Origin of the sequence: Streptomyces sp. NPDC051020, assembly GCF_040683105.1 — a bacterium.
Taxonomy (GTDB): domain Bacteria; phylum Actinomycetota; class Actinomycetes; order Streptomycetales; family Streptomycetaceae; genus Streptomyces.
Window position 1 is genome coordinate 17,616 of the sequence record NZ_JBFBCG010000053.1, and the last position, 25,889, is coordinate 43,504.

Here is a 25,889-nt window from a genome sequence, read left to right on the forward strand (position 1 = left end):
AATCGTGGACAACCTCATTGCGCTGCTCATCGCGGCGCCCCTGCTCGGAGCGGCCGTGCTGCTCTGCGGCGGCCGACGGCTGGACCGCTCCGGCCACTGGCTCGGCACCCTGCTCGCCGCCGCCTCGTTCGTCATCGGGGCGGTGCTCTTCACCGACATGCTGGGGAAGGGCGCCGATCACCGGACGCTGCACCAGCACCTGTTCAGCTGGATCCCGGTCGAGAGGTTCCAGGCCGATGTGGCCTTCCAGCTCGACCAGTTGTCGATGACGTTCGTGCTGCTGATCACCGGTGTGGGCACTCTGATCCACCTCTACTCGATCGGCTACATGGAGCACGACGAGCGCAGGCGCCGCTTCTTCGGGTACCTGAACCTGTTCCTCGCGGCGATGCTCCTGCTGGTCCTCGCCGACAACTACCTGCTGCTGTACGTCGGGTGGGAGGGCGTCGGTCTGGCGTCGTACCTGCTGATCGGCTTCTGGCAGCACAAGCCCAGCGCGGCCACCGCCGCCAAGAAGGCGTTCCTGGTCAACCGGGTCGGCGACATGGGCCTGTCGATCGCGATCATGCTGATGTTCACCACGTTCGGCACGTTCGCCTTCGGCCCCGTACTGGCCTCGACCGGGGAGACCGGCGAGGGCAAGCTGACGGCGATCGGCCTGCTGCTGCTGCTCGCCGCCTGCGGCAAGTCGGCCCAGGTGCCGCTGCAGTCCTGGCTCGGTGACGCGATGGAGGGCCCGACCCCGGTCTCGGCCCTCATCCACGCCGCCACCATGGTGACCGCGGGCGTCTACCTGATCGTCCGCTCCGGCGCGATCTTCAACGCCGCCCCGGACGCGCAGCTGGTCGTCGTGGTCGTCGGTGGGGTCACGCTGCTGTTCGGTGCGATCGTCGGTTGCGCGAAGGACGACATCAAGAAGGCCCTCGCCGGGTCGACGATGTCGCAGATCGGCTACATGATCCTGGCCGCCGGGCTCGGCCCGATCGGCTATGTCTTCGCGATCATGCACCTGGTGACGCACGGCTTCTTCAAGGCCGGACTCTTCCTCGGCGCCGGTTCGGTCATGCACGGCATGAACGACGAGGTCGACATGCGGAAGTTCGGCGGCCTGCGGAGGTACATGCCGGTCACCTTCGTCACCTTCGGCCTCGGCTATCTGGCGATCATCGGCTTCCCCGGTCTTTCCGGCTTCTTCTCCAAGGACAAGATCATCGAGGCGGCGTTCGCCAAGGGCGGCACCGAGGGCTGGATCCTCGGCGCCGTCACGCTGCTGGGCGCCGCGATCACCGCGTTCTACATGACGCGCGTGATGCTGCTGACGTTCTTCGGCGAGAAGCGCTGGCAGCCCGATGCCGAGGGCCACGATCCGCACCCGCACGAGTCCCCGAAGTCGATGACCATCCCCATGATCGTCCTGGCGTTCGGTTCGGTCTTCGCCGGAGGGTTCTTCTCCATCGGTGACCGCTTCCTGAACTGGCTGGAGCCGGTCACCGGACACAGCCACGGAGACTCCCCCGTCAGCGCCATGACGGTCACCGCCGCCACCATGGTGGTGCTCGCCATCGGCGTCGCCATCGCCTGGGCGATGTACGGGCGCGGTCCGGTCCCGGTCGTCGCCCCGCGCGGCTCGCTGCTCACCCGGGCCGCCCGCCGCGATCTCCTCCAGGACGACTTCAACCACGTGGTCCTGGTCCGCGGCGGCGAGCACCTCACCCGCTCCCTCGTGTACGTCGACCACACCCTGGTCGACGGCGTGGTCAACGGCACGGCCGCATCGATGGGCGGGCTCTCCGGCCGGCTGCGCAAGCTGCAGAACGGCTACGCCCGGTCCTACGCGGTCTCGATGTTCGGCGGTACGGCGATCGTCATCGCCGCGACCCTGCTGATGAGGGCGGTCTGATCACCATGTCCTTTCCCCTCCTGACAGCGACGGCGGCGCTCCCGGCGATCGGCGCGATCGCCACCGCCGCCGTCCCGGCCGCCCAGCGCACCGCCGCCAAATGGCTGGCGCTGCTCTTCTCGCTGGCCACCCTCGTGCTGGCGGGCATCGTGCTTGCCCGCTTCGAGCCCGGCGGCGCCCGCTACCAGCTCACCGAATCACACGCCTGGATCAAGGACTTCGGCGTCCGGTACGAACTGGGTGTGGACGGCATCGGGGTGGCGCTCCTGGCGCTCACCGCCCTGCTGATCCCGTTCGTCATGCTGGCCGGCTGGCACGACGCCGATCCCCTGGAGACGAAGTCCTCGCGCTGGCGTCCCACCCAGGGCTTCTTCGCCCTGATCCTGATGGTCGAAGCGATGGTGATCCTCTCCTTCGAGGCCACCGACGTCTTCCTCTTCTACATCCTCTTTGAAGCCATGCTCATCCCGATGTACTTCCTCATCGGCGGCTTCGGGGACCGGGCACACTCGGGCAGCGACGAGAACGCCGCGGCGCAACGCTCGTACGCCGCAGTCAAGTTCCTCCTCTACAACCTGGCCGGCGGGCTCATCATGCTGGCCGCCGTCATCGGCCTGTACGTCGTCGCGGGCACCTTCTCGCTCTCCGAGATCGCCGAAGCCCGCGCGGGCGGCTCGCTCTCCATGGCGACCAGCACCGAACGCTGGCTGTTCCTCGGGTTCTTCTTCGCCTTCGCGGTGAAGGCCCCGCTCTGGCCGCTGCACACCTGGCTGCCCAACGCCATGGGCGAGGCGACCTCCCCGGTTGCCGTCCTGATCACCGCAGTCGTCGACAAGGTCGGCACCTTCGCGATGCTCCGCTTCTGCCTCCAGCTGTTCCCGGAGGCCAGCAAGTGGGCGACGCCGGTGATCCTGGTCCTCGCGCTGATCAGCATCGTGTACGGGGCGCTGCTCGCCGTCGGCCAGCGCGACATCAAGCGCCTGATCGCCTACGCGTCGATTTCGCACTTCGGCTTCATCATCCTGGGCATCTTCGCGATGACCAGCCAGGGCCAGTCGGGCGCCACGCTCTACATGGTCAACCACGGCATCTCGACGGCCGCTCTGATGCTGGTGGCCGGCTTCCTGATCACCCGGCGCGGTTCGCGGCTCATCGCCGACTACGGCGGGGTGCAGAAGGTGGCGCCGGTCCTGGCCGGCACGTTCCTGATCGGCGGGCTCGCCACCCTGTCACTCCCCGGTCTCTCCCCGTTCGTCAGCGAATTCCTGGTCCTGGTCGGCACATTCAGCGCATACCCGGCGGCCGGCATCATCGCCACCACCGGCATCGTGCTCGCCGCGCTCTATGTCCTCGTCCTCTACCAGCGGACGATGACGGGCCCGGTGAAGGCCGAGGTCCGGGGCATGGCCGACCTGAAGGTCCGGGAGCTGGTGGTGGTCCTCCCGCTCATCGTGCTGCTGGTCTTCCTGGGCGTCTATCCGAAGCCGCTCACGGAGATCGTCAACCCGGCGGTGCAGCACACCATGTCGGACGTACACAAGAAGGACCCCCAGCCTGAGGTGGAGGCCGTCAAGTGAGCGCAACAGCTGTCCACAGCCTGTGGGCAATGGCGGGCGGGGTGACATCGGCCGCCCCGCACGAGAAGTTCAAGGCGCCGGTCATCGAGTACGCCCAGCTGACCCCGGTCCTCATCGTGATCGGTGTCGCCGTCGTCGGCGTACTCGTCGAGGCCTTCGTGCCGCGCCGGGCCCGCTACTACACACAGGTCTTCCTGACCGTCGTCGCCCTCGCCGCCGCGTTCGCCGCGGTCATCGGCCTGGCGGCCGGGGGGTACGGCACAACGAAGGCGCACATCGCCGCGATGGGCGCCATCGCGATCGACGGGCCGACACTCTTCCTGCAGGGCACCATCCTGCTGACCTCACTGGTCGCCGTCTTCACCTTCGCCGAGCGGCGGCTCGACCCCGCCGCGCACGGCAAGCACGTCGACTCGTTCGCCGCACAGGCCGCGTCGGTCCCCGGCAGCGACAGCGAGAAGGCCGCGGTCAGGGCCGGATTCACCACCACCGAGGTCTTCCCGCTGGTCCTCTTCTCGGTGGCGGGCATGCTGGTCTTCCCGGCGGCCAACGATCTGCTGACGCTCTTCGTGGCCCTGGAAGTCTTCTCCCTCCCGCTCTACCTGCTGTGCGCCGTCGCCCGCCGCAAGCGGCTGATGTCGCAGGAGGCGGCGGTGAAGTACTTCCTGCTCGGCGCCTTCTCCTCGGCGTTCCTGCTCTTCGGGATCGCCCTGCTGTACGGGTACGCGGGCTCCGTCTCGTACGCGGCCATCGCCAACGTGGTCGACGGCTCCGTCACCCAGATCGACCCGGCGCTCGCCGCCACCATGGGCAACGACGTGCTGCTGCTGATCGGCGGCGCGATGCTCCTGACCGGTCTGCTCTTCAAGGTCGGCGCCGTCCCGTTCCACATGTGGACCCCGGACGTCTACCAGGGTGCCCCGACCCCGGTCACCGGCTTCATGGCCGCGGCCACGAAGGTCGCCGCGTTCGGTGCGCTGCTGCGCCTGCTGTACGTGGTGCTGCCGGGCCTCAGCTGGGACTGGCGGCCGGTCATGTGGGCCGTCGCGATCGTCACGATGCTGGGCGGTGCGATCGTCGCCATCACCCAGACCGACATCAAGCGACTGCTGGCCTACTCCTCCATCGCGCACGCCGGCTTCATCCTCGCCGGTGTCATCGCGACGACCCCCAGCGGCATCTCCTCGGTGCTCTTCTACCTGGGTGCGTACTCCTTCGTGACGGTCGGCGCGTTCGCCGTCGTCACGCTGGTGCGCGACGCGGGCGGCGAGGCGACCCACCTGTCGAAGTGGGCCGGGCTGGGCCGGCGCTCGCCGCTGGTCGCCGCGGTCTTCGCGGTGTACCTGCTGGCCTTCGCCGGTATCCCGCTGACCTCCGGCTTCGCCGGAAAGTTCGCGGTCTTCAAGGCGGCGGCGGAAGGCGGCGCGGGCGGCCTGGTCGTGGTCGGTGTGATTTCGTCCGCCATCGCCGCGTTCTTCTACATCCGGGTCATCGTGCTCATGTTCTTCAGCGAGCCGAAGGCGGACGGCCCGACGGTCGCCGTCCCTTCCCCGCTGACGATGACGACGATCGGGGTCGGGGTCGCGGTCACGCTGGTGCTGGGCCTGGCCCCGCAGTACTTCCTGGATCTGGCGAGCCAGGCGGGAGTGTTCGTGAGGTAGCACACACGCACACAGCTGGAACAACGCCGGACGGGCCCGAGAAGTCAAGCCCGTCCGGCGTTGTCGTAGACGGCGCCTATCGTGGCAGGGGACGGCGACAGGACGAAACGGGACGGACCCGGGATCTCGGGGGGCAGAGGGATGAGCGTGACCGGCGGGACCATGGATGTGACCGAGAGCGACGCGCGGCAGACGCTGCACCGGGTGTTCGGGTACGACGCGTTCCGCGGCGAGCAGGAAGCGATCGTCGACCATGTGGTGGCGGGCGGGGACGCCGTCGTGCTCATGCCGACCGGTGGCGGAAAGTCCCTCTGCTACCAGATTCCGGCCCTGGTCAGAGCCGGTACAGGCGTTGTCATCTCACCCCTGATCGCCCTGATGCAGGACCAGGTGGACGCGCTGCGGGCGCTCGGGGTGCGGGCCGGTTTCATCAACTCCACGCAGGATTTCGACGAGCGTCGCTCGATGGAGGCCCAGTTCGTCGCCGGAGAGCTCGACCTGCTCTATCTGGCCCCGGAGCGGCTCCGCCTGGACAGCACGCTCGGCATGCTCTCCCGTGGCGAGATCTCCGTCTTCGCGATCGACGAGGCGCACTGCGTCGCCCAGTGGGGCCACGACTTCCGTCCGGACTATCTGGCCCTCTCCGTCCTCGGCGAGCGCTGGCCCGACGTACCGCGCATCGCCCTGACGGCCACCGCGACCAACGCCACGCACCAGGAGATCACGCAGCGCCTGGGCATGCCCGACGCGAAGCACTTCGTCGCCAGCTTCGACCGGCCCAACATCCAGTACCGGATCGTGGCGAAGGCCGACCCGAAGAAGCAGCTGCTCTCCTTCCTCAAGGAGGAGCATGGCGGGGACGCGGGCATCGTCTACTGCCTGTCGCGCAATTCGACCGAGAAGACCGCCGAGTATCTCAGCCGCAACGGCATCGAGGCCGTCCCGTACCACGCCGGTCTGGACGCGGGCACGCGCGCCGTCCACCAGTCCCGCTTCCTGCGCGAGGAGGGTCTGGTCGTCGTCGCGACCATCGCCTTCGGCATGGGCATCGACAAGCCGGACGTCCGCTTCGTCGCCCACCTGGACCTGCCGAAGTCCGTCGAGGGCTACTACCAGGAGACCGGCCGCGCCGGGCGGGACGGGCTGCCGTCCACGGCCTGGATGGCGTACGGACTCCAGGACGTCGTCCAGCAGCGCAAGCTCATCCAGGGCGGCGAGGGCGACGAAGGGTTCCGTCGCCGCGCGGCCTCCCATCTCGACTCGATGCTGGCCCTGTGCGAGACGGCCCGGTGCCGCCGCGCCCAGCTCCTGACGTACTTCGGCCAGGAGCCCACCGCGGCGGCCTGCGGCAACTGCGACACCTGCCTCACCCCGCCCGAGACGTGGGACGGCACGGTGGCCGCGCAGAAGCTGCTGTCGACCGTGGTCCGTCTGAAGCGTGAGCGGGGGCAGAAGTTCGGCGCGGGCCAGATCATCGACATCCTGCTCGGCCGCAAGACGGCGAAGGTCATCCAGTTCGACCACGACCAGCTCTCGGTCTTCGGTATCGGCGAGGAGCTGGCCGAGGCCGAATGGCGCGGAGTCGTCCGGCAGTTGCTCGCCCAGGGGCTGATCGCGGTCGAGGGCGAGTACGGGACGCTGGTGCTGACCGAGGAGAGCGGCTCGGTGCTCGGCCGGCAGCGCGAGGTGCTGCTGCGCAAGGAGGCACCGAAGCCCGCGTCGCGCTCCACGAAGGGCGAACGCAAGGCGAAGTCCCAGACGGCCGCCGCAGAGCTGGCGCCCGAGGCCGTCCCGGTCTTCGAAGCGCTGCGGGCCTGGCGCGGCGCCCAGGCGAAGGAACAGGGCGTCCCGGCGTACGTCGTCTTCCACGACGCGACGCTGCGCGAGATCGCCACGGTGCGGCCGGACTCGGTGTCCGCGCTGGGCGGCATCAGCGGCCTGGGCGAGAAGAAGCTGGCGACGTACGGGGAGGGGGTGCTGGAGGTGCTCGCGTCGTTCGGGGATGTCGCGGCGGGCCCGGAGCCCGGTCCGGCGGTGGCCCCTGCCGCACCGGTCCCGACGGCGTCCACGGCGTCCGCGGCTCCGGGCGGGGGCGCGTCGGCGGCTCTTGACGCCGATCCGGAGTTCGGCTGGGACGAGGAACCGCCTGAGTACGAGTGAGTGCGGGGGGCGATGGCGGCGCCGGAGCTACTCCGGGGCCGCTGCCCGGCGGCGCGGGGTGATCGCGGTGAGGTCGAGATCGACCGGGAAGGGGACGGAGACCTTCATCCGGTCGTGGAAGATGCCGGTGGAGGTGTAGGCCCCGGTCGACGGCTCCAACTCGAAGACGTAGACAACCGCCCTGCCGTCGTGGTTCTCCACTCGCCAGTAGTGCGGGATCCGGGCCCGCGCGTACTTCACGGGCTTGGTCTCCCGGTCCCGGGTCAGGGACTCGTCGGACACGACCTCGACCGCCAGTAGCACCGCATCGGCGGGGAACCGTGTTTGCCGCAGACCCTCGACCGCGTCCGCCCGCACGACGACCACATCGGGTTCGGGCCGGTTCTGCCAGTCGACGTCGATGGTGAATTCGCGAAAGACTTCGAAGTCGAGCGGCGCGATCGATTGCAGCTGCCACTTGAGATAGTCGATCGCGCGCTCGTGGAATACGGTCTGCGGACTCACGAAAACAAGGCTCCCGTCGATCAGCTCCGTGTGCGGAGGCAGATTCGGGAGTGTGTCCAGGTCATCGGCGGTCCAGCCGCCCACGGGCGGAACCGCCCACCGCGGCTCGGAGGCCTCGGGTTCGACGCTCATCAGTGCTCCCATGACACAGAGTCTGGTGGGATTTTCCAGCGTATCCGCCAGGAATGGGATATGGCTCCCCCGAACGTGTGAACGCCCTGCGCACCGCTGACCGTCGGGCGCCCCGGCCGGCGTCTGCCCTGGTCAGCAAGACACCGGTCGGTCGCTGCCCCCGGTCATGCCGCCCGGGTCAGTCGTCCCCGCCTCCGCCGCCGCCCCCGCTCGCGCCGCTCCGGCTGGCCTTGTCCTGCTGCACGTTCTGGCGCACCGCGTACGCGGTCCATTCGTCGCGCACCAGGTCGCGCATCGTCGAACGGCTTTTCCAGCCGCCCTGTGCCACGGCGCCCGACAGGCCGGTCGCCGAGACCAGCGCGGCCAGGGCGCGGCTGCGCCGGTCCGGGAAGCCGGCTGCCTCGGCGGCCGCGAAGCGTTCTTGGACCGCGGCCGGCAGGGCCGGGTCCGCCGCCGGGTGACGGTGGTAGGGGAGCAGCCCGAGGAGCCGGTGGGTCTCCCTGCGCAGGACCGAGCGGCCCACCAGATGCTCCAGGCACAGCTCCTCGACGTACCGGCCAGTCCGCCGGATCCACCGCTTCGCGCTGACGCCGCCCGCGAGCCCGCCCTCGTCCGGGGCCGGCAGGCTCCCCAGGACCTGCGCGAGGAGCGGGTCCTGGGGAGCGAGCGGACTGATCACCCGTATCCGGCCGAGCTGTTCGGCGATCCGGCCGTGGAGCTCCAGCTCCGCGAGGACCGCGCCCGCCACCGCGTACTCCAGGAAACGGTTTCGGCAGTACGGCTTGCCGCGCCGCGGGTCCAGGGCGAGCAGGAGCAGTTCCTCGGGGAGCGTGGGCTCCGGGTGAATGGGGTTCACGACGCGGGCACGATCCGTCCCGTGACCTCGCCGAGGCCGACCCGGGTGCCGTTCGGGCCCGGTGCCCAGGCCGTCATCGTCACCGTGTCGCCGTCCTCCAGGAACGTCCGCTTGCCGTCCGGGAGGTCCAGCGGGTCGCGGCCGTTCCAGGTCAGTTCCAGGAGTGAGCCGCGCTGTCCGGGCTCGGCGCCGCTGACCGTGCCGGAGCCGTACAGATCGCCGGTGCGCAGCGACGCGCCGTTCACCGTCATATGGGCCAGCATCTGGGCCGCCGTCCAGTACATGGTGGCGAACGGCGGCTCGGCGACCAGCTGTCCGTTGATCGCGACGGAGATCCGCAGGTCGAGGCCGCCGGCCTCCTCCTCGGCCGCGTCCTCCAGGTAGGGGAGCAGCGGGAAGTCGCGGGCCGGGGGCGCGATCCGGGCCGCCGCCAGGGCTTCGAGCGGCGTCACCCACGCCGATACGGATGTGGCGAAGGACTTGCCGAGGAACGGGCCGAGCGGGACGTACTCCCAGGCCTGGATGTCCCGTGCCGACCAGTCGTTGAGCAGGCAGAGCCCGAAGACATGGTCGCGGAAGTCGCCGAGCGGGACCGGGCGGCCCTGCTCGGAGCCCACACCGACGACGAAGCCGACCTCGGCCTCGATGTCGAGCTTGATGGAAGGACCGAAGACGGGGGCCGCGTCGGCGGGCGCCTTGCGCTGGCCGGACGGGCGCACCACATCCGTGCCGGAGACGACGACGGTGCCGGACCTGCCGTGGTAGCCGATCGGGAGGTGCTTCCAGTTGGGCGTCAGCGCGTCACCGTTCGGCCGGAAGATCTTTCCCACATTGGTGGCGTGGTTCTCGCTCGCGTAGAAGTCGACGTAGTCCGCGACCTCGTACGGCAGATGGAGTGTCACGGACTCGACCGGGTGCAGCAGCGGTTCGATGTCCGCGCGATGTGCCGGGACCGTCACCCATGCGGTCAGCCCCCGTCGGACGTCCCGCCAGGCGGTGCGGCCGGCGGCCAGCAGCGCGGTCAGGTCCGGCTGGGCGAGAAGCTGTGCGTAGGGCGAGCCGAGCGCGTGCGCCGCCGCTCCGGCGTCCAGTACATGGTTGCCGATGCGGACGCCGACCCGGCGGTCCTCGGGGTGGTCGGGGGTGGAGAACACACCGTACGGAAGGTTGTGCGGACCGAAGGGGTCGCCCTCGGCCAGATCGAGCGGGCTGCTCTGCTCGGGCATGTGTTGCTGCCTCGCTTTCCAGGTCGCTTGGGGGACACGTTACGTCGGTGTTGCTACCCCGCGGGAGTGTCGCAACTACGCGCAATGACGGGAAAGTTCCACCATATCCCCACGTGAGGAGGGGTGCGGCGGTCTTTTCAGCCCGCCGTGCGCGGGATCCGCTTCTCCCAGGTCCGGTGGAAGACGATCTCGTCGCCGTCCTTGCACACCACCTCGTCGGACGTGATGAAGCCGGTCTCGTCCGCACTGATCTCGGACCGCGTCTCGATCCGCGCGTCCCAGGCCATCTCCGGCCGGTGCAGCCGGATCGACCAGTCGGAGCGGGTGCGTGCGGAGAGCGGTTCGTTCTCCTGGATCGTGTACGTCTCCACGGCGTCCTCGGTGATTTCCAGGCCGTCCGGGTAGACGCGGGTGCCGCCGTAGCGCGGGTCGACCTCCAGCCGCCATTGGCCCGTGGCGACATCGCGGACCACCAGCCGCTCGGGGCGGGGCTCGTCGAGCGTCACCGGGAGGACAACGCCGAGCGGCTCCGACTGCTCCGCCTGCTCGAACCTGATCGAGGGATCCTCGGTGTGGCGGCGCACCGGCAGTTCGACGAAGCTGCGGTCCGCGTCCAGCGTGAAGCCCGCCGAACCGGCCTGCGGCCAGATCCACGGCCAGTAGGAGGAGGAGACGGCGAGCCTGATCCGATGGCCGGGCGGGAAGGTGTGCCCGATGCCGTTCAGCTCGAAGGCGACGTCCTCGGTCGAGCCGGCCGGCCAGTCGTCGGACCGGTCGCGGCCGTGCCGGGCCGACAGGTTGAGGACGCCGCGGGTGACGAGCGTGGACGAGCCGTCCGGGGCGACGTCGCAGAGCCGGGCGATCGCCTGGCCGCGCGGCACGTCCATCCGGATCCGGAGCGTCACCCTCGGGCGGCCCAGGATCTCGATGGGGGAGTCCTCGACCGGGAATTCGAACGAGACGGACTTGGCGTCCTCGTCGCGCTGGTCGGGCGGCAGATCGGCGTCGTTGCCGAACGGGAGGAACCGTCCGGCGTCGAGCCCGGTGTGCTGCGGCGAATCGACGGTCTGCGGCCCGCCCTGGAGGGTGTAGGTGACCGGCGCGACGTTCTTTGAAGGCCAGTCGGTGTCACCGACCCACCGTCCGGGCAGCATCTCGTACACCGTCGCGGGCCGGTGCGACTCGCTGATCCAGGACCGCAGCAGCGGCTCGGACATGACGCCGGTGTCCCTGTCCTTCAGGTGCTGGTCCCACCAGCGCAGCGTCTCCTGGAGGAAGCCGATCGAGGGGCCGGGCGGCAGGCCGCGGTCCGGGTACTGGTGCGACCACGGGCCGATCACCCCGCGCACCTTCGCCGGGTCGAGGTGCTCGACGAGCCGCAGCACGGTGTCGCGGTACGGGTCGTGCCAGCCGCCGACCGCGAGCACGTTCGCCCGAATGGCGGAGTAGTCCTCGCGGACAGTGCCGTGCTTCCAGTAGTCGTCGCGGGTCTGGTGCGCCAGCCAGGTGTGGATGAACGGCTCGACCGCTTCGAGCCGGTTGCGCCACATGTCCTTCCACTCTTCGCCGACCTGCGCCGGGTCCGGCGGGCGGCAGACGAAGGCGAGCATGGTGGCCGCCCAGGCGTGCATGTCGACGGCGAGGACCGAGCCGCCCATGTAGTGCACGTCGTTGTCGTAGCGGTCGTCGGTCGAGCAGACGGTGACGATCGCCTTCAGCGGCTCCGGGGCGAGCGCGGCGATCTGGAGCGAGTTGAAGCCGCCCCAGGAGATGCCGAACATGCCGACCCGGCCGGAGCACCACTCCTGCTCGGCCAGCCAGTGGATGACGGCGACCCCGTCGGCGAGCTCGGTCGCGTCGTACGCGTCGCCCGGCATCCCCTCGCTGTTGCCGTGCCCGCGGACGTCCACGCGTACGGAGGCGTAGCCGTGGCCCGCATACCAGGGGTGGCGCTGCCAGTCGCGCGGCGCCGTCCAGTCGCTCAGCCGGTACGGCAGGTACTCCAGGAGCGCCGGCACGGGGTCGTCGGTGACCGGCCGCCAGATCCGCGCGTACAGCCGTGTGCCGTCCGGCAGCGGGATGCGGACGTCCTCATGGGCGGTGTCGTACGGGAGCCTGGACCGGATGTGCATGGCGGTACCTCGGTGGGAGGGGCGCGTGGTGCGCCTCGGCCAAGGGCCGGCCGCTCGCACCCCCCATGTGCCGGTCGGTCTGAGAGGAGCTCACAAAATGGGCGCCCGGCTCGCGGCGTCTGGCACGCACGCTCGCTGCGTTGCCGAAATGCCCTAGTAGCTCCTTCCCCAAGCTCTCGGCTTCGTTCGAGCAGGGGAGGCCCCATCCGAGGACCTTCCAGCGCCTTGCGATCGCACGCACCAGACGCCGCGAGCTGATCGGACTCCCATTTTGCGAGCTCCTCTTAGTCGGCGGATGACGGCTCTGTCAGGTCGTGGGCGGCAGTGCTGTGGGACAAAGGGCTACTCCTGATCGTATGAGCTGATCACGAACATACCGGCGGTGGCGGGAAGGCGCCCACGGTGATCCAAACGGGACCGGATACGCTGACTTGAGTGATGACAGCGACACATCGACATTCCGTGTGATCGTCAGCAGACAGGAGATCCCCTCGTGACCGTCGTCGGGCCGTTCGGACTGAGCGTGCGGGACCAGGCTCTTGAGGCCGATGTCCAGACCGGTTTGGCCGCTGTCGAGGCGGGGCTGCTGGATGCCACCAAGAGCGAAGTCCCGTTCATCACAGAAGCCGCGCAGCATCTCGTACGGGCCGGGGGCAAGCGTTTCCGGCCGCTGCTGACGATGCTGGCGTCCCAGTTCGGCGACGCGGACGCGCCGGGTGTCGTGCCGTCCGCCGTGGTCGTCGAGCTGACACATCTCGCGACGCTCTACCACGACGACGTGATGGACGAGGCGGACGTACGCCGCGGCGTCGACAGCGCCAACACCCGCTGGGGCAACTCGGTGGCCGTGCTGACCGGCGACTTCCTCTTCGCACGTGCCTCGCACATCCTGGCCGACCTCGGCCCGGAGGCCGTACGTGTCCAGGCCGAGGCGTTCGAACGCCTGGTCACCGGACAGATCCTGGAGACCGCGGGCCCGCGCGACGGCCGCGACCCGGTCGACCACTACCTCGACGTGATGCGCGGCAAGACCGGCTCGCTGATCGCTGTGGCCTGCCGGTTCGGCGCGATGATGGCCGGCGCCGACGAGTCCGCCGTGGACATCCTCACCCAGTACGGGGAACGGCTCGGCGTCGCCTTCCAACTCGCCGACGATCTGCTCGACATCGCCTCCGACAGCCACGAGTCCGGCAAGACCCCCGGCACCGACCTGCGCGAAGGAATCCCGACGCTTCCCGTCCTGCACCTGCGGGCGCAGGCGGCGGCCGGCGGCAAGCCGGACGACCTGGAGCTCCTTGAGCTGCTGGACGGCGACCTGAGCGACGACGGCCGGCTGGCCGAGGCGCTCCGCCGGCTGCGGGCGCACCCGGCGCTGGAGCAGGCCCGGCGCGACACCGTCCGGTACGCGGAGGAGGCGCGGGCGGCCCTGAAGCCGCTTCCCGAGTGCTACGCGAAGGCCGCACTGGAAGAGCTGTGCGACGCCGTGGTGCACCGCGCGGGCTAGTGCCGTGACGGGGCAAAGCTTGCCGGGAGGGGCACTCGGGCGTGTTTCGAAAGCTCCGTTCTGCCAGGCGGCGTCTGGCATACACGCTCCAGTGCGGAAGCCCCGTCGTTCGCAGCGGCCCAACCCCTACGGGTCGGGGGAGGGACGAGCGTCTGGTGTCATACCGAAGAGGTATGCGCGGTTGCGTCCGCGGGTTGATGATTCCGCCCGGTGGATTTGGTCAGATGGAGAACAACCACTCCTGACCACATCGAGTGAGAACGGCGGCACGGAGTGGACGAGTGCATCCGGACGGAAGCCGCCGACCACGGAGGTAGGGCACACATGGCACCGAACGACAGCGCAGAGACCACTGGCAGCGCCACGAGCACCACGGCCGCCCGCAGAAAGGCGGCCCGCTACGTCGTCCCGGTCGCGGTGGCGGGGGTGGCGGCCGCGACGATCGGTCTGGTCCCGGCGCTCGCGGACTCCGGTGACCCGCAGCTGCCGAAGATCAGCGCACAGCAGCTCATCGAGAAGATCGCGGCCTCGGACACCCAGCAGCTCTCCGGCACGGTGCGGGTCAGCACCGACCTCGGCATCCCGTCGCTGGGCGGCCTGGCCGAGTCGTTCGCCCAGGGCGCCGGCGGCGAGCAGGGCGGTTCGAGCGCCGCCCCGCAGGAAAGGCTGACGGAGCTCGCCTCCGGCACGCACACGCTGCGGGTGGCCGCCGACGGCCCCGACAAGCAGCGCGTCTCCCTTCTGGACAGCGCCGCCGAGTACAGCGTCATCCGCAACGGGGACCAGCTCTGGGCGTACGACAGCAGGTCCGACGAGGCGTACCACGCGACCACCGACAAGGCCCCGGACGCCGAGAAGCACGAGGGGCGCACCACTCCGGAGGGCGTGCCGACCACACCGAGGGCGCTGGCCGAGCAGGCGCTGAAGGCGGCGGACCCCACCACCTCCGTCACGGTCGACGGCACGGCGCAGGTCGCCGGGCGTGATGCGTACAAGCTGGTCATCAAGCCCAAGCAGGGTGGCTCGACGATCGGCGCGATCACCGTCGCGGTCGACGCGAAGACCGGCGTGCCGCTGAAGTTCACCCTCTCCCCGAGCGGCGGCGGCAAGGCAGTGATCGACGCCGGGTTCACCAGCGTCGACTTCGCGAGGCCCGCGGCGTCCTCGTTCACGTTCACCCCGTCCAAGGGCACCAAGGTGACCGAGGCGGACGAGGCGAAGGCGGAGAAGAACGTCGAGCAGGGGCCGGAGGGCCTGACCGGTCTGGACGGACTCGCCGGCGGCGGGGGCGCGAAGGTCATCGGCGAGGGCTGGGGCGCGATCCACGTGATCGAGTCACCCGGCGCCAAGGGCCTCCCCGTTGAGGAGAAGAACGCGGATGTTCCGCCCGCGGCCCAGCAGTTCCTGGACTCGTTCGGCGACAAGGTCACCGGAAAGTTCGGCTCCGGCACGGTCTTCAAGACCCGCCTGGTCAACGCCCTGATGACCGACGACGGCGAGGTCTACGTCGGCGCGGTCACCAAGGACGCGCTCGTCAAGGCAGCTGACAGCGCCGCCCACTGACGTTCCCGCCGTTCCCGCACCGCACCACCGCCCCGCCGTATTCTCCGTACGGCGGGGCGTCCCGTTACCCGGACCATGGGGGAGTTGCGCATGACAGAGCCCGGTGCCGTGACCGAGTCCTCGGTGATGCCCTGGACCGGAAGGGCCGTGATCGAGACCCGGGGGCTCACCAAGCGGTATCGCGGCGGCCAACTCGCCGTCGACGGACTCGACCTCAGCGTCCCCGAAGGCAGCGTCTTCGGCTTTCTCGGGCCCAACGGCTCCGGGAAGACCACCACGATCCGGATGCTGATGGGGCTGATCACCCCGACGTCCGGCACCGCCCAGGTCCTCGGCGACCCCATGCCGGGCGCCGCCCGCACCGTACTTCCGCAGGTCGGCACGCTGATCGAAGGACCCGCGCTGTACGCGTTCCTGACCGGCCGGGACAACCTCGTACGGTACGACTCCGCCGACCCGACCGCCGATCCGCGCACCCGCCGCGCCCGGGTCGCCGCCGCCCTGGACCGGGTGGGGCTCGCCGCCGCGGCGGGCAAGAAGGCGAAGGCGTACTCGCTGGGCATGAAGCAGCGCCTCGGGCTTGCCGCCGCCCTGCTGCAGCCGCGCCGCCTCCTCGTCCTGGACGAGCCGACCAACGGACTCGACCCGCAGGGCATGCGCGAGATCCGCACCCTGGTACGGGAACTGGCGGCCGACGGCACCACCGTCTTCCTCTCCTCCCACCTCCTCGACGAGATCGAACAGGTCTGCACGCACGCCGCGGTCATGGCGCGGGGGCGGCTGATCACCCAGGGGCCGGTCGCCGACCTGGCGGCCGGTGCCCGCGGCCGGCTCGCCGTCACCACCCCCGACCCCGCCGACGCCGCCCGAATCCTCAAGGAACACGGCGTCACCGGCGTCACCGTCGACGGCGACCGGGTCACCGCCGAACCCCCGCCGCGCGAGGTCGAGCTCGCCGACCTGAGCGGGGCGCTGGTCCACGGCGGTGTACGCGTACGGTCCTTCGGCGTCGAGCGGGCCTCGCTGGAGGACGCCTTCGTCGCACTCACCGGAGAGGGTTTCGATGTCGCAGGCTGAAGTCGCACCCGCACGGGCGGGCCGCTCCCACAACCCGCTGTGGACGTTCGGGATCCTCCGCTCCGAACTGGCCACAACCCTGCGCCGCGGGCGCACGCTCGCGCTGCTCGGGGTGCTGGCCGCCGTCCCTGTACTGATCGGGATCGCGGTGAGGATCCAGACGAGCGACGGCTCGCCCGCCGGGCCGCGCGACGGCGGGGGACCGGCGTTCCTCTCCCAGGTGACCAACAACGGCCTGTTTCTGGTGTTCGCCGCCCTCGCGGTGACGCTTCCGGTCTTCCTGCCGCTGACCGTCGGCGTCGTCGCGGGCGACGCGATCGCGGGCGAGGCCAGTACGGGCACCCTGCGCTATCTGCTGGTCGCACCCGCGGGCCGGACCCGGCTGCTGCTCACCAAGTACACCGCCACCCTCGCGTTCTGCCTGACCGCGACCCTCGTCGTGGCGGTATCGGCGCTCGCCGTCGGCGCGCTGCTCTTCCCGGTCGGGGAGGTCACGACGATCTCCGGGACCCGGATCGGCGTCGGCGAGGGGCTGCTGCGGGCCGGCCTGATCGCGGTGACGGTGGCGGCGTCACTCATCGGGTTCGCGGCGCTCGGGCTGTTCGTCTCGACGCTCGCCGGCAGCGGGATCGCGGCGATGGCCGCGACGGTCGGGGTGCTGATCACCGTGCAGATCCTGGACACCATCCCGCAGTTGAGCGGCATCCATCCGTATCTCTTCCCGCACTACTGGATGTCCTTCGCGGACCTGCTGCGCGATCCCGTCTACTGGGACGAGATCGTCAAAAACCTGGAGCTGCAGGGGCTGTACGCGGCGGTGTTCGGCTCGGCGGCCTGGGCGCGCTTCACGGCGAAGGACATCACGGCCTGAGCGGGCGGGCCTTCGCCGGATCCGCCCGTACCGTCGGCCGGGCGAGCCGTCCCCCGATCGGCTCGTCGCGGCACGTACGGCACGAACAGCTGGAACGGCACGAGACGGCACGCTCCATTTCCGCCTGAGCATTGTTCGACTTTTTATGACGGACTGTCAACAAGGATCAGGGCAAACGCGCCCATGCTCACCGAATGATCACATGCGCACGGCCGGGTTCAGTCGAACACACGCTCCAGCACCACCGCGACCCCGTCCGCGTCGTTCGTCAGCGTCACCTCGTCCGCTGCCGCCTTCAGCTCGGGGTGGGCGTTGGCCATCGCGACGCCGTGCCCGGACCGGCGGAACATCGGCAGGTCGTTGGGCATGTCGCCGAAGGCGATCGTGGCCGCCGGATCCACCCCCAGGGTCTCGGCAGCCAGGGCCAGCCCGGTGCCCTTGTCGACGCCGTACGGCTGGAGTTCGACGGTGCCGGGGCCGGACAGGGTGACGGTCGCCAGATCGCCGACGACCGCGCGGGCCGCGTCCGCGAGTGCGTCGTCCGTCAGGTCGGGGTGGCGGACGAGGACCTTGATGATCGGCGCCGCCCACAGTTCCTCGCGGTGGCCGACCCGTACGGCGGGCAATGCGGGGTGGGGCATCAGGTACCCCGGCTCGATCAGCGTCCGCCCGTCGGTTCCGTCCTGGTCCACGGCCGCGAAGACCGGCCCGACCTGGGCCTCGATCTTGCCGAGCGCGGTGTCGGCCAGCTCCCGGTCCAGGGTTGCCGTGCGAATGATCCGCCCGGCCCCGGCGTCGTACAGCTGCGTGCCCTGCCCGCAGACCACCGGACCCCGGTACTCCAGCCGTGCGAGCAGGTCCCGTATGCCGGGCACGGGCCGTCCGGTGACCACGATGTGCCGGGCCCCCGCCGCGGCGGCCCGGGAGAGCGCGGCACGGGAGCGGGGGCTCACGGTGTCGTCGCGGCGCAGCAGGGTGCCGTCCAGGTCCGTGGCGACGAGGGCATATATGGGTGGGGTGGGCATGCCACAACCCTAGGGAGATCCGCTTCCGGGCATACGGCCCTGACCTGCGCGGACGGTCGGGGTTCCGGGTGCGGCGGACGGCCTGGCCGGAGCATATGCGCAGGAACTGCGCAGAGCGAGGGACCGTGATGGCCTCCGGGCCGGCGGCGGTGAGCGGACTGCGGTCCCAGTCCCCGTACTGCTCCTCGATGACCAGCCCGGCTTCGGACAGGAACGCGGACAACGCGTCCGCGCCGAGGAAGCGCAGGGTGCTGCGGCTGACCCGCGGCCCGGCCCAGCCGGTGCGGGTGAACGTATCGCGGAACGACACCGACTCCCCGGCCACCGGCGCCTCGACCCGGGGAGCTTCGGCTCATGTGCCCTACTCGTATCTGGCGATCTGCCGCAGTGACTGGTGCGAATCAACCACGGCCCCGGCTCCTCCGCTTGAGCAGCGTCACGCTGCAGATGCAGACCAGCAGTACACCGACCACGGCAATGACCGCGATCATCATGCTTCGTTCCTCCTGGTATACGCCGACCCGCACGGCCGGTCCATGGATAAGAGGGGGCGGAGGCAGAAAAGGATTCAGCTCCGCTGCGGCCTGATGACGCTAGAAGATCTGGCCAGGCCTGCTCCACTCGAGCAGGAGGTCTGGGGCCACCTGTTGGTCCACTACGCCATCCGCATCACTGATGCACGACACCGCCGGCCAGAACGAACTCGACTCCGACCAGCTCTCCTTCACCCGCACCCTCCGCCTCGCGCGCCGCCAGACCTCCGCGCAGGCGGCCTTCTCCCCCTGAGTGCCTGGCCACACCCCTCACCGAGGGCCTGCACGAGATATCCCGGCGCCTGCTTCCCACCCGCCGCCGACGCTCCAACCCCCGCGTCATCAAACGCAAGATGTCCGGCTTCGGCGTCAAACGCGACGAGCATTGACACTGGCCCCAGTCCACCCACGCCCCTTCCACTGGTATTAAGCGACTGGTATTAAGCCACTGGTATTAAGCCACTGGTATTGAGCCAGCTGCGCCCCTCGCCGTCCTCGCCTACCTGATACCCCTGGTTCACGGGGCAGCCCAACGTCACGTTCGGCTGAGGAAAAGTGCTTGTCAGTGATCCACTCCGCAGGTACCTTGATTGAGTTCACTCGGCCAAGGGGGAGTTGGAGAGAATGGCGGGCGCGTGTCTTTGACCGCCTCTTGGTGCATCCGTTTTGAATCACTCGGTTTATCAAGCAGAACTTGACATGCGTATTCGTACGATTGCGACGACAGCGGCCATCGCCGGAGCCCTCACCCTCGCGGGCGTTGCCCCCGCCTCGGCCTCGGGCGCCACCTGCAATGAGGGCTGGGGCAACGGTGACCTCTGCCTCCATTACAACTCCAACAATGCCGGATCTCACACCGGGTTTGTCTCTTCGGTCTCCAACCAGGTCGGCTACACCTTCAAGAGCGCGGGTGCGGGTCAGGGGCAGGCCCTGAAGAACAACGCTGCGTCCGTGCAGAATTGGGACCACAGCCGTGACGCCGCCGTCTACTTCAACTCCGGTTACAGCGGCAACTACGACCTGGCGCTCGCCTGGACCGGTGGAAACCTCGCTGCCACGTACAACAACAACGCTTCCCATAACTTCTGGTAAACCGCTGGGCGAAGAAGAAACGTTTCCGCCCGTCGGGGCAACCCTATTGTTGCCACTGACGTAATGCTGGCGCTCTGCCTCGATCCATCGGCGGAGCGCCAGCTTATTTCTATTGCACTTTCTCGTGAGGAAACAGTGATCAACGCTCTCTCGCACGCCGCGATACGGCGCGCCGCCCCGCTCTGCTGTGCCTCGATAGTCGTGATCGGGGTCGTCGCGGGATGCTCGGAATCGCCTGAGTCCGCCCCTTCTTCTCAGCCGCCCAAGGTTCTCTCGACATCTGAACCTGAAAATGCGCTCAACCTGTCTCTTCCGATTGAGCCGTATCTCTACAGCATGAAGGATCTGCACCGACTCAAGGAGGCCGAAGGGAGTCTGATCGAGGATTGCATGAAAGGTTTTGGCTTTCAATACGTGGCCCCGGAGTCTTCCCTGGAATCGACAGGCGTGAGGTCGCGCACCGATAGGCGTTACGGCATAGCTGACGGGAAAATGGCTGCTACCTACGGCTACCATCTCGGAGAGAATGATCCGCGCAGTGCGGCCGCCGCTGTACCAACGGCTGGAGCCCCGGCGCGGCCGAGCGCTGCGATGGCACTTGTGCTCATGGGGGGTACCGGCCCTCTTCCGGACAAGGACCTCGGGAAGGTGTCCGAAGCCAAGCGCACCTATCAAGGTAAGAAGATCCCCGCGGGTGGTTGTACCGGAAAGGCGAGGGCGGATCTCGTCGGAAAAGGCTCGTACGGCGATCCCGAGCTGTCGCGCAATATCAAGGCGGAGAGCTTTGATAGATCCCTGGAGGACTCCAGGACCAAGGCGGTTTTTCGCACGTGGTCGGAGTGCATGAAAGCCGGCGGTTACAGCTACAAGGCTCCGCTCGACGCGCCTGGGGACGACCCGAGATTCAACGGTCCGAAAGCCTCGCGCGAGGAGATAGTGATGGCTGTTAAGGATGTCTCCTGCAAGAAGAAGACGAATCTGGTCGGTGTATGGTTTTCAGTGGAATCGGCCTATCAGAAGCAGATTATCGAAAAGAATCAGGAGGCCCTGGTCCAGATATCAAAGGAGAAGGGGGATACCCTGAAGAAGATTTCGAAGCTAACGACTCGAAGCTGACGGGCTCGACTCGGAGACTAGTGGAAAGATGCAAGGAATCAGCGATGGCGTCCGTCTCTTCAACCTCTTCCGCCCAACCTCGGAAACCGCAGCGGGCAACAGGTTGGGAAAGCATTCTGAGGAGGGCGTCTCCTCCCTGGGGTCTGGCGTGCCTCGCCTTCGCCGCGTACTCCGTAGTCTCAGTGATGCGTTTTCGGCGCGTGGAGAGTTCGTCTTGGGATCTTGGGATATTCGAGCAAGTGGTACACCACTACGCTCAGCTCGAATCTCCGATATCCAACATTAAGGGAGTCGATTTCAACATACTCGGAGATCATTTCAGTCCGATTCTTGTAGTGCTGGCTCCCCTGTACAGAGTGTTCCCTTCGGCGCTCACCCTGCTCGTCGCCCAGGCTGCCCTGATCGCACTGTCCGTCGTTCCCATAACACGCGCTGCAATCCGGATCCTCGGAAAATCCCGCGGTGTGGCCGTCGGGTTCGCCTATGGAATATCTTGGGGCATCCAGAGCGCCGTAGACTTCGATTTTCATGAGATATGTTTTGCCGTGCCGATCCTGGCATTCGTGCTCCAGCAGGTGCTGGAGAAGTGCTGGAAATCTGCCGCTCTTTGGAGTCTGCCTCTCGTTCTCGTCAAAGAGGATCTGGGGCTTACGGTAGCTGCGATTGGTGTGTGCATTTTCCTCTTCGGGGGCAAGGTGATCGGGTCGTCACTCGCCGGATTCGGTGTCGCCGCATTCCTGCTCGTTATGTTCGTTCTTATTCCAGGAGTGAACGAGGAAGGGGAGTATGGCTACTGGGAAAAGCTGGGCGAGGGCTCCGGGCTCGGTGCGCACAGCCTCTCGGGTCTCTTCCTGGACGGCACATCGATAAAAATCACGACCCTTTTCCTGCTTCTTGGCATCACGGGATTCGTGGCGCTGCGATCCCCTCTCAGTCTTCTACTCGTCCCCACTCTAGGCTGGCGCTTCATCTCCGACGAGAGTAATTACTGGGGGACTGGCTGGCACTACAATGCCGTGCTGATGCCGATTCTGTTCGCCGCACTCGTCGACGGACTGCGCCTGATGAAAGAGTCCCGCAGGACGTGGGTCCAGCGGTACGCGGCGAACGCGGTACCGGCAGTCCTCGCCATCTCCATCACTCTGACCGGGCAGTTCCCGTTCAAAGCCCTCTTCGATCTGGAGACGTATCGCACGACGGCCAAGGTCCGCTCCGCGGAAAAGGTTATTGCCTTGGTGCCCGAGGGAGTCACCGTCGAAACGAGCGGCGGGATTCTGTCCCATCTGACGGGCAAGTCCCGTGTCTTCTGGGTGGGTGGGACGGGGAAAATCTCTCCCGACTTCATTGTGGTGGATCTGGCGGGATGGAATCCCGCACCGAATGGCGACTTCGCCGGTTATGCAAGAAACGCGCATCCGGGCAGCACGTACACCGTCGCGTACCGAGACCCGAATTATGTGGTGCTGCGTCGTTCCGCTTCCGCATGAGTGCAGATTGCCTCCGAGAGCCCGGATCCTCGGCCCCTCGATCTGCTGGTGAACTGGAGATCAAGTAAGTGTCCGACAGGGAAAAGCACATAGCTGGCGGTGAGGCAGGAGAGCCGGGAGCGCCGTCGACGCCCGCCCCTGCCACAGGAACCGGTCTGGCACGCCGTCGCCGATGGCTGGCGACTGTGGCGGCAGGATCGGTGTTGCTGGCCGGAGCGGGAGGGGCAGCGTCGCTCGTCATCAAGTCGCCCGCCCAGGCGGCGTCAGAAGCGGACGCGCCACCCTTGGACGTGCTGACGGCAGCCGTGGAACGCCGTGTGTTGCAGGAGACGGTGATCCTGCGCGGCACGGTGAGGTCGGGGCAGTCGGTGCAGGTCTCTCCGTCGGTGTCCGGAGGGAGCGAGGGCAGGGGAGCACCGGTGGTGACAAAGCTGGCGGTGACCACGAAGTCCACGGTCGATGCGGGCAAGGTGCTCCTGGAAGTCTCGGGACGGCCCGTGTTCGTACTCAGGGGAAAGCTGCCGGTGTACCGGGACCTGAAGCCGGGGTCCGTCGGTGATGACGTGGCGCAATTGCAGAAGGCGCTGAACGCGCTCGGACACGGCACCGGCAACGATCGGTCGGGGACGTTCGACGAAGGCACAAAGGCAGCGCTGAAGTCCTTCTACGCCTCGATCGGTTACGACCCCTTGCCGGCGCAGGCGGACGGCGGAGAGGCGCTGAAGACGGCCAAGCAGTCCGTGACCAGCGCGGAGCGCGCGCTGGAGGATGCGAAGGACGCGCGGAACGAGGCGCGGACGGACAAAGGGACCTCGGCCAAGCAGGCACAGAAGGCCGTGGAGCGGGCCGCAGAGGATGTGACCGGGGCGCGGCAAGCCCTGGCAGAGGCCCAGGCGGCCGACGGACCGATGCTGCCGGCCGGCGAAGTGGTGTACATGGAGGGCTTCCCGGCCCGGGTGGACGCCGTGACGGCAGCAGTCGGGTCGGAAGTGTCAGGTCCGGTAATGAAGGTGTCCGCGGGTGCGCTGGTCGTACAGGGGAACCTCCAGGAGCACCAGAAGGGCATGGTGCGGCCGGGGCAGAAGGTGCAGATTCTGTCGGAGCTCAGCGGAGTGACGGCGACCGGGACGGTGCTGTCGGTCGCGGACACGATGGAGGCCGAGCCGGCGCAGTCCGATGCAGGCGATGGCGAGAACGGACCGGATCAGACTGCGGCCGGCCCCCCGGGCTACGCCATGCTGGTACGGCCCGACAAGGCGTTGAGCAGCGAACTGGCGGAGCAGGACGTGCGGTTGACGGTCGAGGCGGCCTCTACGGACGGTAAATCGCTTGTGGTGCCGGTGACGGCGATCTCGGCGGGGGCGGACGGGAAGACCACGGTGACGGTCGTGGCCCACAGCGGGACGCAGCGGCGGGTGGAGGTGCTCCCGGGAACGGCTGGAGACGGGTTCGTGGAAGTCGTGCCGTTGGGGCCGGGGAAGCTGGCCGAAGGCGACGACGTGGTGACCGGGATCAACGCGGAGGCCGGGAAATGACACCGGTCATCGAGTTCGGGCAGGTTGGCCTGGTGTATCCGGGACCGCCGCCGGTGGAGGCGCTCGTTCCGTGCGACCTGGTGGTGGAGCAGGGCGAGTTCGTGACGGTAGTCGGCCCGTCGGGTTCGGGAAAGTCGACGTTTCTCAACATCGCCGGGCTGTTGGACGCGCCGACGTCGGGGACGTATCTTCTGGACGGGATCGATACCGGTTCCCTCAAGGACAGCGAGCGAACAGCTCTGCGTGGTCGCCGTATCGGGTTCGTTTTCCAGTCCTTCCACCTGCTGCCGCACCGGTCCGCGCTGGAGAACGTGCTGCTGGCCATGGTCTACAACGGCGTCCCGCGCTCCGAGCGCCGGGATCGGGCCCACGAGGCACTCGTACGCGTCGGGCTGGCACACCGTGTCGACGCGCTGCCGACCCGGCTCTCGGGCGGTGAACGCCAGCGCGTGGCGATCGCCCGCGCACTGGCCGCCCGCCCGTCACTGCTGCTGTGCGACGAGCCGACCGGCAACCTGGACACCACCACCGCCGAGACCGTCCTGAACCTGCTGGACGAACTGCACAGCGACGGCATGACTGTCCTGGTCATCACCCACGACCTCGAGGTAGCGGCCCGAGGACAACGCACCATCGCCGTCCGCGACGGAGTGCTGCGTGAGCAGGTGGCCGCATGAGGCTGAAGCTCCGCCTGTGCAGACCCGCACAGCTCGTGAATCCCTCTCGGTTCGCCCCGCGCGACATGCTCTCGGAATCCACGGCCGGCATACTGCAGCGCCCGGCCCGCTCGACACTGACCGCGCTTGGCACCGTTCTCGGTGTCGGCACGTTCGTAGCCGTCCTCGGGCTGACAGCGACGACCTCTTCCCAGATCGATTCCCGCTTCAACCTCCTGACCGCCACCGAAGTGACGGTCGATGACATCGCTGCCGAGCACAACGAGTTCGCCCGCATGGCCTTCCCCGCCGACGCCGACAGCCGGATCGAAAAACTGAACGGTGTCGAACACGCCGGGGTCTACTGGAACGTCCGCCTCGGCAGCGAGATCAGCGTCCGCTCCTCACCCGTCGGAGACATGGCCGACGGTGAGAAGATCGACGTCATCGCCGCATCCCCCGGTGCCCTGCAAGCAGCAGTCCCGGTTCTGGCCCAGGGCCGCATCTACGACACCTACACCTCCCGTACCGCCCAGCCTGTCGCCGTCATCGGCTCCGGCGTCGCGGCCCGGCTCGGCATCACCACTCTGGAGACGCAGCCGGCGATCTATATAGGTGCCGAGCCCTTCACCGTGACGGGCATCATCAAGGACGTCAGGCGCAAGCCCGATCTGCTGCTGTCCGTCGTCGTTCCGCGCAGCACCGCGGAGAGAGTCTGGGGCTCCCCCGAAGGCGCGAGCGCCAAGATGCTCATCGCCACCGAGATCGGCGCTGCTCAGCAGGTCGCCCGCCTTGCTCCCACAGCGCTGCGCCCCGATCACCCCGAATACCTCAAGGCCGTTCCCCCACCGAACCCCAAGACCCTGCGCTCCGACATCACCTCGGATCTCAACCAGCTCTTTCTCCTCCTGGCCGGGATCTGCTTGGCCATCGGTGCGGTCGGCATCGCCAACACGACCCTGGTCGCGGTCCTGGAACGCACCGGCGAAATCGGCCTGCGAAGAGCGCTCGGCGCACGCGGGCGGCACATCACCGCACAGTTCCTTGCCGAATCCGGAGCGCTGGGCGCCCTCGGCGGCCTGGTCGGCACCAGCCTCGGCACGATCACCGTTGTCACGGTCGCCGTCGCGCGGGACTGGACCCCGGTCGTCCACCCGGCCACGATCGTCGCTGCCCCCGTCACCGGCCTGCTCACCGGCGTGCTGGCCGGCCTCTACCCGGCTTGGCGCGCCAGTCGCATCCAACCCGCGGAAGCCCTGCGCCGCTGAGTCACGCCGTTCTC

General features: G+C 68.4%; 19 protein-coding genes. 14 read left to right on the forward strand and 5 right to left on the reverse strand.

Annotated features, from left to right (window positions below):
* Positions 1 to 4 precede the first annotated feature (4 nt).
* From nuoL to recQ, 4 genes are all read left to right on the forward strand, one after another.
* Positions 5 to 1,900 (forward strand): NADH-quinone oxidoreductase subunit L, encoded by a 1,896-nt coding sequence (gene nuoL / locus AB0N06_RS25910; RefSeq protein WP_366137062.1) that lies wholly within the window; start codon positions 5 to 7, stop codon positions 1,898 to 1,900.
* A gap of 5 nt (positions 1,901 to 1,905) precedes the next feature.
* On the forward strand, positions 1,906 to 3,477 hold the full coding sequence (locus tag AB0N06_RS25915) for an NADH-quinone oxidoreductase subunit M (protein WP_366137063.1): 1,572 nt from the start codon (positions 1,906 to 1,908) through the stop codon (positions 3,475 to 3,477).
* The gene (nuoN, locus tag AB0N06_RS25920) at positions 3,474 to 5,138 is read left to right on the forward strand and encodes an NADH-quinone oxidoreductase subunit NuoN (protein WP_366137064.1); all 1,665 of its coding nucleotides are present in this window, start codon (positions 3,474 to 3,476) and stop codon (positions 5,136 to 5,138) included. Before AB0N06_RS25915 ends, nuoN begins: the two co-directional genes overlap by 4 nt.
* Before the next feature lie 141 nt (positions 5,139 to 5,279).
* Positions 5,280 to 7,298: a DNA helicase RecQ gene (gene recQ / locus AB0N06_RS25925; protein WP_366137065.1), complete on the forward strand. Its 2,019-nt coding sequence runs from the start codon at positions 5,280 to 5,282 to the stop codon at positions 7,296 to 7,298.
* A gap of 27 nt (positions 7,299 to 7,325) precedes the next feature.
* Here recQ and AB0N06_RS25930 read toward each other — a convergent pair whose 3' ends face one another.
* From AB0N06_RS25930 to AB0N06_RS25945, 4 genes are all read right to left on the reverse strand, one after another.
* A complete protein-coding gene (locus AB0N06_RS25930) occupies positions 7,326 to 7,934 on the reverse strand; it encodes a Uma2 family endonuclease (RefSeq protein ID WP_366137090.1) in 609 nt (202 codons plus the stop codon).
* 178 nt (positions 7,935 to 8,112) lie between these two features.
* Positions 8,113 to 8,790, reverse strand: coding sequence for a GPP34 family phosphoprotein (locus tag AB0N06_RS25935; RefSeq protein ID WP_366137066.1), 678 nt, complete (start codon positions 8,788 to 8,790; stop codon positions 8,113 to 8,115).
* Positions 8,787 to 10,016 carry a fumarylacetoacetase gene (fahA, locus tag AB0N06_RS25940; RefSeq protein ID WP_366137067.1) on the reverse strand — a complete coding sequence of 410 codons (1,230 nt, stop codon included), beginning with the start codon at positions 10,014 to 10,016 and terminating at the stop codon, positions 8,787 to 8,789. Before fahA ends, AB0N06_RS25935 begins: the two co-directional genes overlap by 4 nt.
* A gap of 137 nt (positions 10,017 to 10,153) precedes the next feature.
* Entirely contained in the window at positions 10,154 to 12,148 is a 1,995-nt protein-coding gene (locus tag AB0N06_RS25945) for a CocE/NonD family hydrolase (RefSeq protein WP_366137068.1), read from the reverse strand.
* A 493-nt stretch (positions 12,149 to 12,641) separates the two neighbouring features.
* Here AB0N06_RS25945 and AB0N06_RS25950 point away from each other — a divergent pair, with 493 nt between their 5' ends.
* The 4 genes from AB0N06_RS25950 to AB0N06_RS25965 all read left to right on the forward strand — a co-directional run bounded on the left by AB0N06_RS25950 (position 12,642) and on the right by AB0N06_RS25965 (position 17,163).
* Positions 12,642 to 13,652, forward strand: a complete 1,011-nt coding sequence (locus tag AB0N06_RS25950) for a polyprenyl synthetase family protein (protein ID WP_366137069.1) — start codon at positions 12,642 to 12,644, stop codon at positions 13,650 to 13,652.
* Positions 13,653 to 13,976: 324 nt separating this feature from the next.
* Positions 13,977 to 15,215: a DUF2092 domain-containing protein gene (locus AB0N06_RS25955; protein WP_366137071.1), complete on the forward strand. Its 1,239-nt coding sequence runs from the start codon at positions 13,977 to 13,979 to the stop codon at positions 15,213 to 15,215.
* Between the two features lie 90 nt (positions 15,216 to 15,305).
* On the forward strand, positions 15,306 to 16,292 hold the full coding sequence (locus AB0N06_RS25960; protein ID WP_366137072.1) for an ABC transporter ATP-binding protein: 987 nt from the start codon (positions 15,306 to 15,308) through the stop codon (positions 16,290 to 16,292).
* On the forward strand, positions 16,279 to 17,163 hold the full coding sequence (locus AB0N06_RS25965) for an ABC transporter permease (RefSeq protein ID WP_366137073.1): 885 nt from the start codon (positions 16,279 to 16,281) through the stop codon (positions 17,161 to 17,163). Before AB0N06_RS25960 ends, AB0N06_RS25965 begins: the two co-directional genes overlap by 14 nt.
* A 218-nt stretch (positions 17,164 to 17,381) precedes the next feature.
* Here the strand turns inward: AB0N06_RS25965 and AB0N06_RS25970 are convergent, their stop codons facing one another.
* Positions 17,382 to 18,188, reverse strand: a complete 807-nt coding sequence (locus AB0N06_RS25970) for an HAD family hydrolase (RefSeq protein WP_366137074.1) — start codon at positions 18,186 to 18,188, stop codon at positions 17,382 to 17,384.
* 1,232 nt (positions 18,189 to 19,420) lie between these two features.
* On the opposite strand from AB0N06_RS25970, the gene AB0N06_RS25975 reads away from it, so the two are divergent.
* From AB0N06_RS25975 to AB0N06_RS26000, 6 genes are all read left to right on the forward strand, one after another.
* Positions 19,421 to 19,813, forward strand: coding sequence for a peptidase M23 (locus tag AB0N06_RS25975; RefSeq protein WP_366137075.1), 393 nt, complete (start codon positions 19,421 to 19,423; stop codon positions 19,811 to 19,813).
* Positions 19,814 to 19,876: 63 nt separating this feature from the next.
* A complete protein-coding gene (locus tag AB0N06_RS25980; protein ID WP_366137076.1) occupies positions 19,877 to 20,929 on the forward strand; it encodes a hypothetical protein in 1,053 nt (350 codons plus the stop codon).
* A 44-nt stretch (positions 20,930 to 20,973) separates the two neighbouring features.
* Positions 20,974 to 22,416: a DUF2079 domain-containing protein gene (locus AB0N06_RS25985; protein ID WP_366137077.1), complete on the forward strand. Its 1,443-nt coding sequence runs from the start codon at positions 20,974 to 20,976 to the stop codon at positions 22,414 to 22,416.
* Positions 22,417 to 22,835: 419 nt separating this feature from the next.
* Positions 22,836 to 23,951, forward strand: a complete 1,116-nt coding sequence (locus tag AB0N06_RS25990; RefSeq protein WP_366137078.1) for a peptidoglycan-binding protein — start codon at positions 22,836 to 22,838, stop codon at positions 23,949 to 23,951.
* A complete protein-coding gene (locus AB0N06_RS25995) occupies positions 23,948 to 24,628 on the forward strand; it encodes an ABC transporter ATP-binding protein (RefSeq protein WP_366137079.1) in 681 nt (226 codons plus the stop codon). Before AB0N06_RS25990 ends, AB0N06_RS25995 begins: the two co-directional genes overlap by 4 nt.
* Positions 24,625 to 25,875 carry an ABC transporter permease gene (locus tag AB0N06_RS26000; RefSeq protein ID WP_366137080.1) on the forward strand — a complete coding sequence of 417 codons (1,251 nt, stop codon included), beginning with the start codon at positions 24,625 to 24,627 and terminating at the stop codon, positions 25,873 to 25,875. The genes AB0N06_RS25995 and AB0N06_RS26000 overlap by 4 nt, the downstream gene beginning before the upstream one ends.
* The last annotated feature ends 14 nt before the right edge of the window (positions 25,876 to 25,889 follow it).

Coding starts and splice junctions, on each gene's coding strand:
- AB0N06_RS25915 (WP_366137063.1), top strand. CDS start 1,906: ATGTCCTTTCCCCTCCTGACAGCGACGGCGGCGCTCCCGGCGATCGGC.
- recQ (WP_366137065.1), top strand. CDS start 5,280: ATGAGCGTGACCGGCGGGACCATGGATGTGACCGAGAGCGACGCGCGG.
- AB0N06_RS25930 (WP_366137090.1), bottom strand. CDS start 7,934: ATGAGCGTCGAACCCGAGGCCTCCGAGCCGCGGTGGGCGGTTCCGCCC.
- fahA (WP_366137067.1), bottom strand. CDS start 10,016: ATGCCCGAGCAGAGCAGCCCGCTCGATCTGGCCGAGGGCGACCCCTTC.
- AB0N06_RS25945 (WP_366137068.1), bottom strand. CDS start 12,148: ATGCACATCCGGTCCAGGCTCCCGTACGACACCGCCCATGAGGACGTC.
- AB0N06_RS25955 (WP_366137071.1), top strand. CDS start 13,977: ATGGCACCGAACGACAGCGCAGAGACCACTGGCAGCGCCACGAGCACC.
- AB0N06_RS25960 (WP_366137072.1), top strand. CDS start 15,306: ATGACAGAGCCCGGTGCCGTGACCGAGTCCTCGGTGATGCCCTGGACC.
- AB0N06_RS25965 (WP_366137073.1), top strand. CDS start 16,279: ATGTCGCAGGCTGAAGTCGCACCCGCACGGGCGGGCCGCTCCCACAAC.
- AB0N06_RS25970 (WP_366137074.1), bottom strand. CDS start 18,188: ATGCCCACCCCACCCATATATGCCCTCGTCGCCACGGACCTGGACGGC.
- AB0N06_RS25975 (WP_366137075.1), top strand. CDS start 19,421: ATGCGTATTCGTACGATTGCGACGACAGCGGCCATCGCCGGAGCCCTC.
- AB0N06_RS25980 (WP_366137076.1), top strand. CDS start 19,877: ATGCTGGCGCTCTGCCTCGATCCATCGGCGGAGCGCCAGCTTATTTCT.
- AB0N06_RS25985 (WP_366137077.1), top strand. CDS start 20,974: ATGGCGTCCGTCTCTTCAACCTCTTCCGCCCAACCTCGGAAACCGCAG.
- AB0N06_RS25995 (WP_366137079.1), top strand. CDS start 23,948: ATGACACCGGTCATCGAGTTCGGGCAGGTTGGCCTGGTGTATCCGGGA.
- AB0N06_RS26000 (WP_366137080.1), top strand. CDS start 24,625: ATGAGGCTGAAGCTCCGCCTGTGCAGACCCGCACAGCTCGTGAATCCC.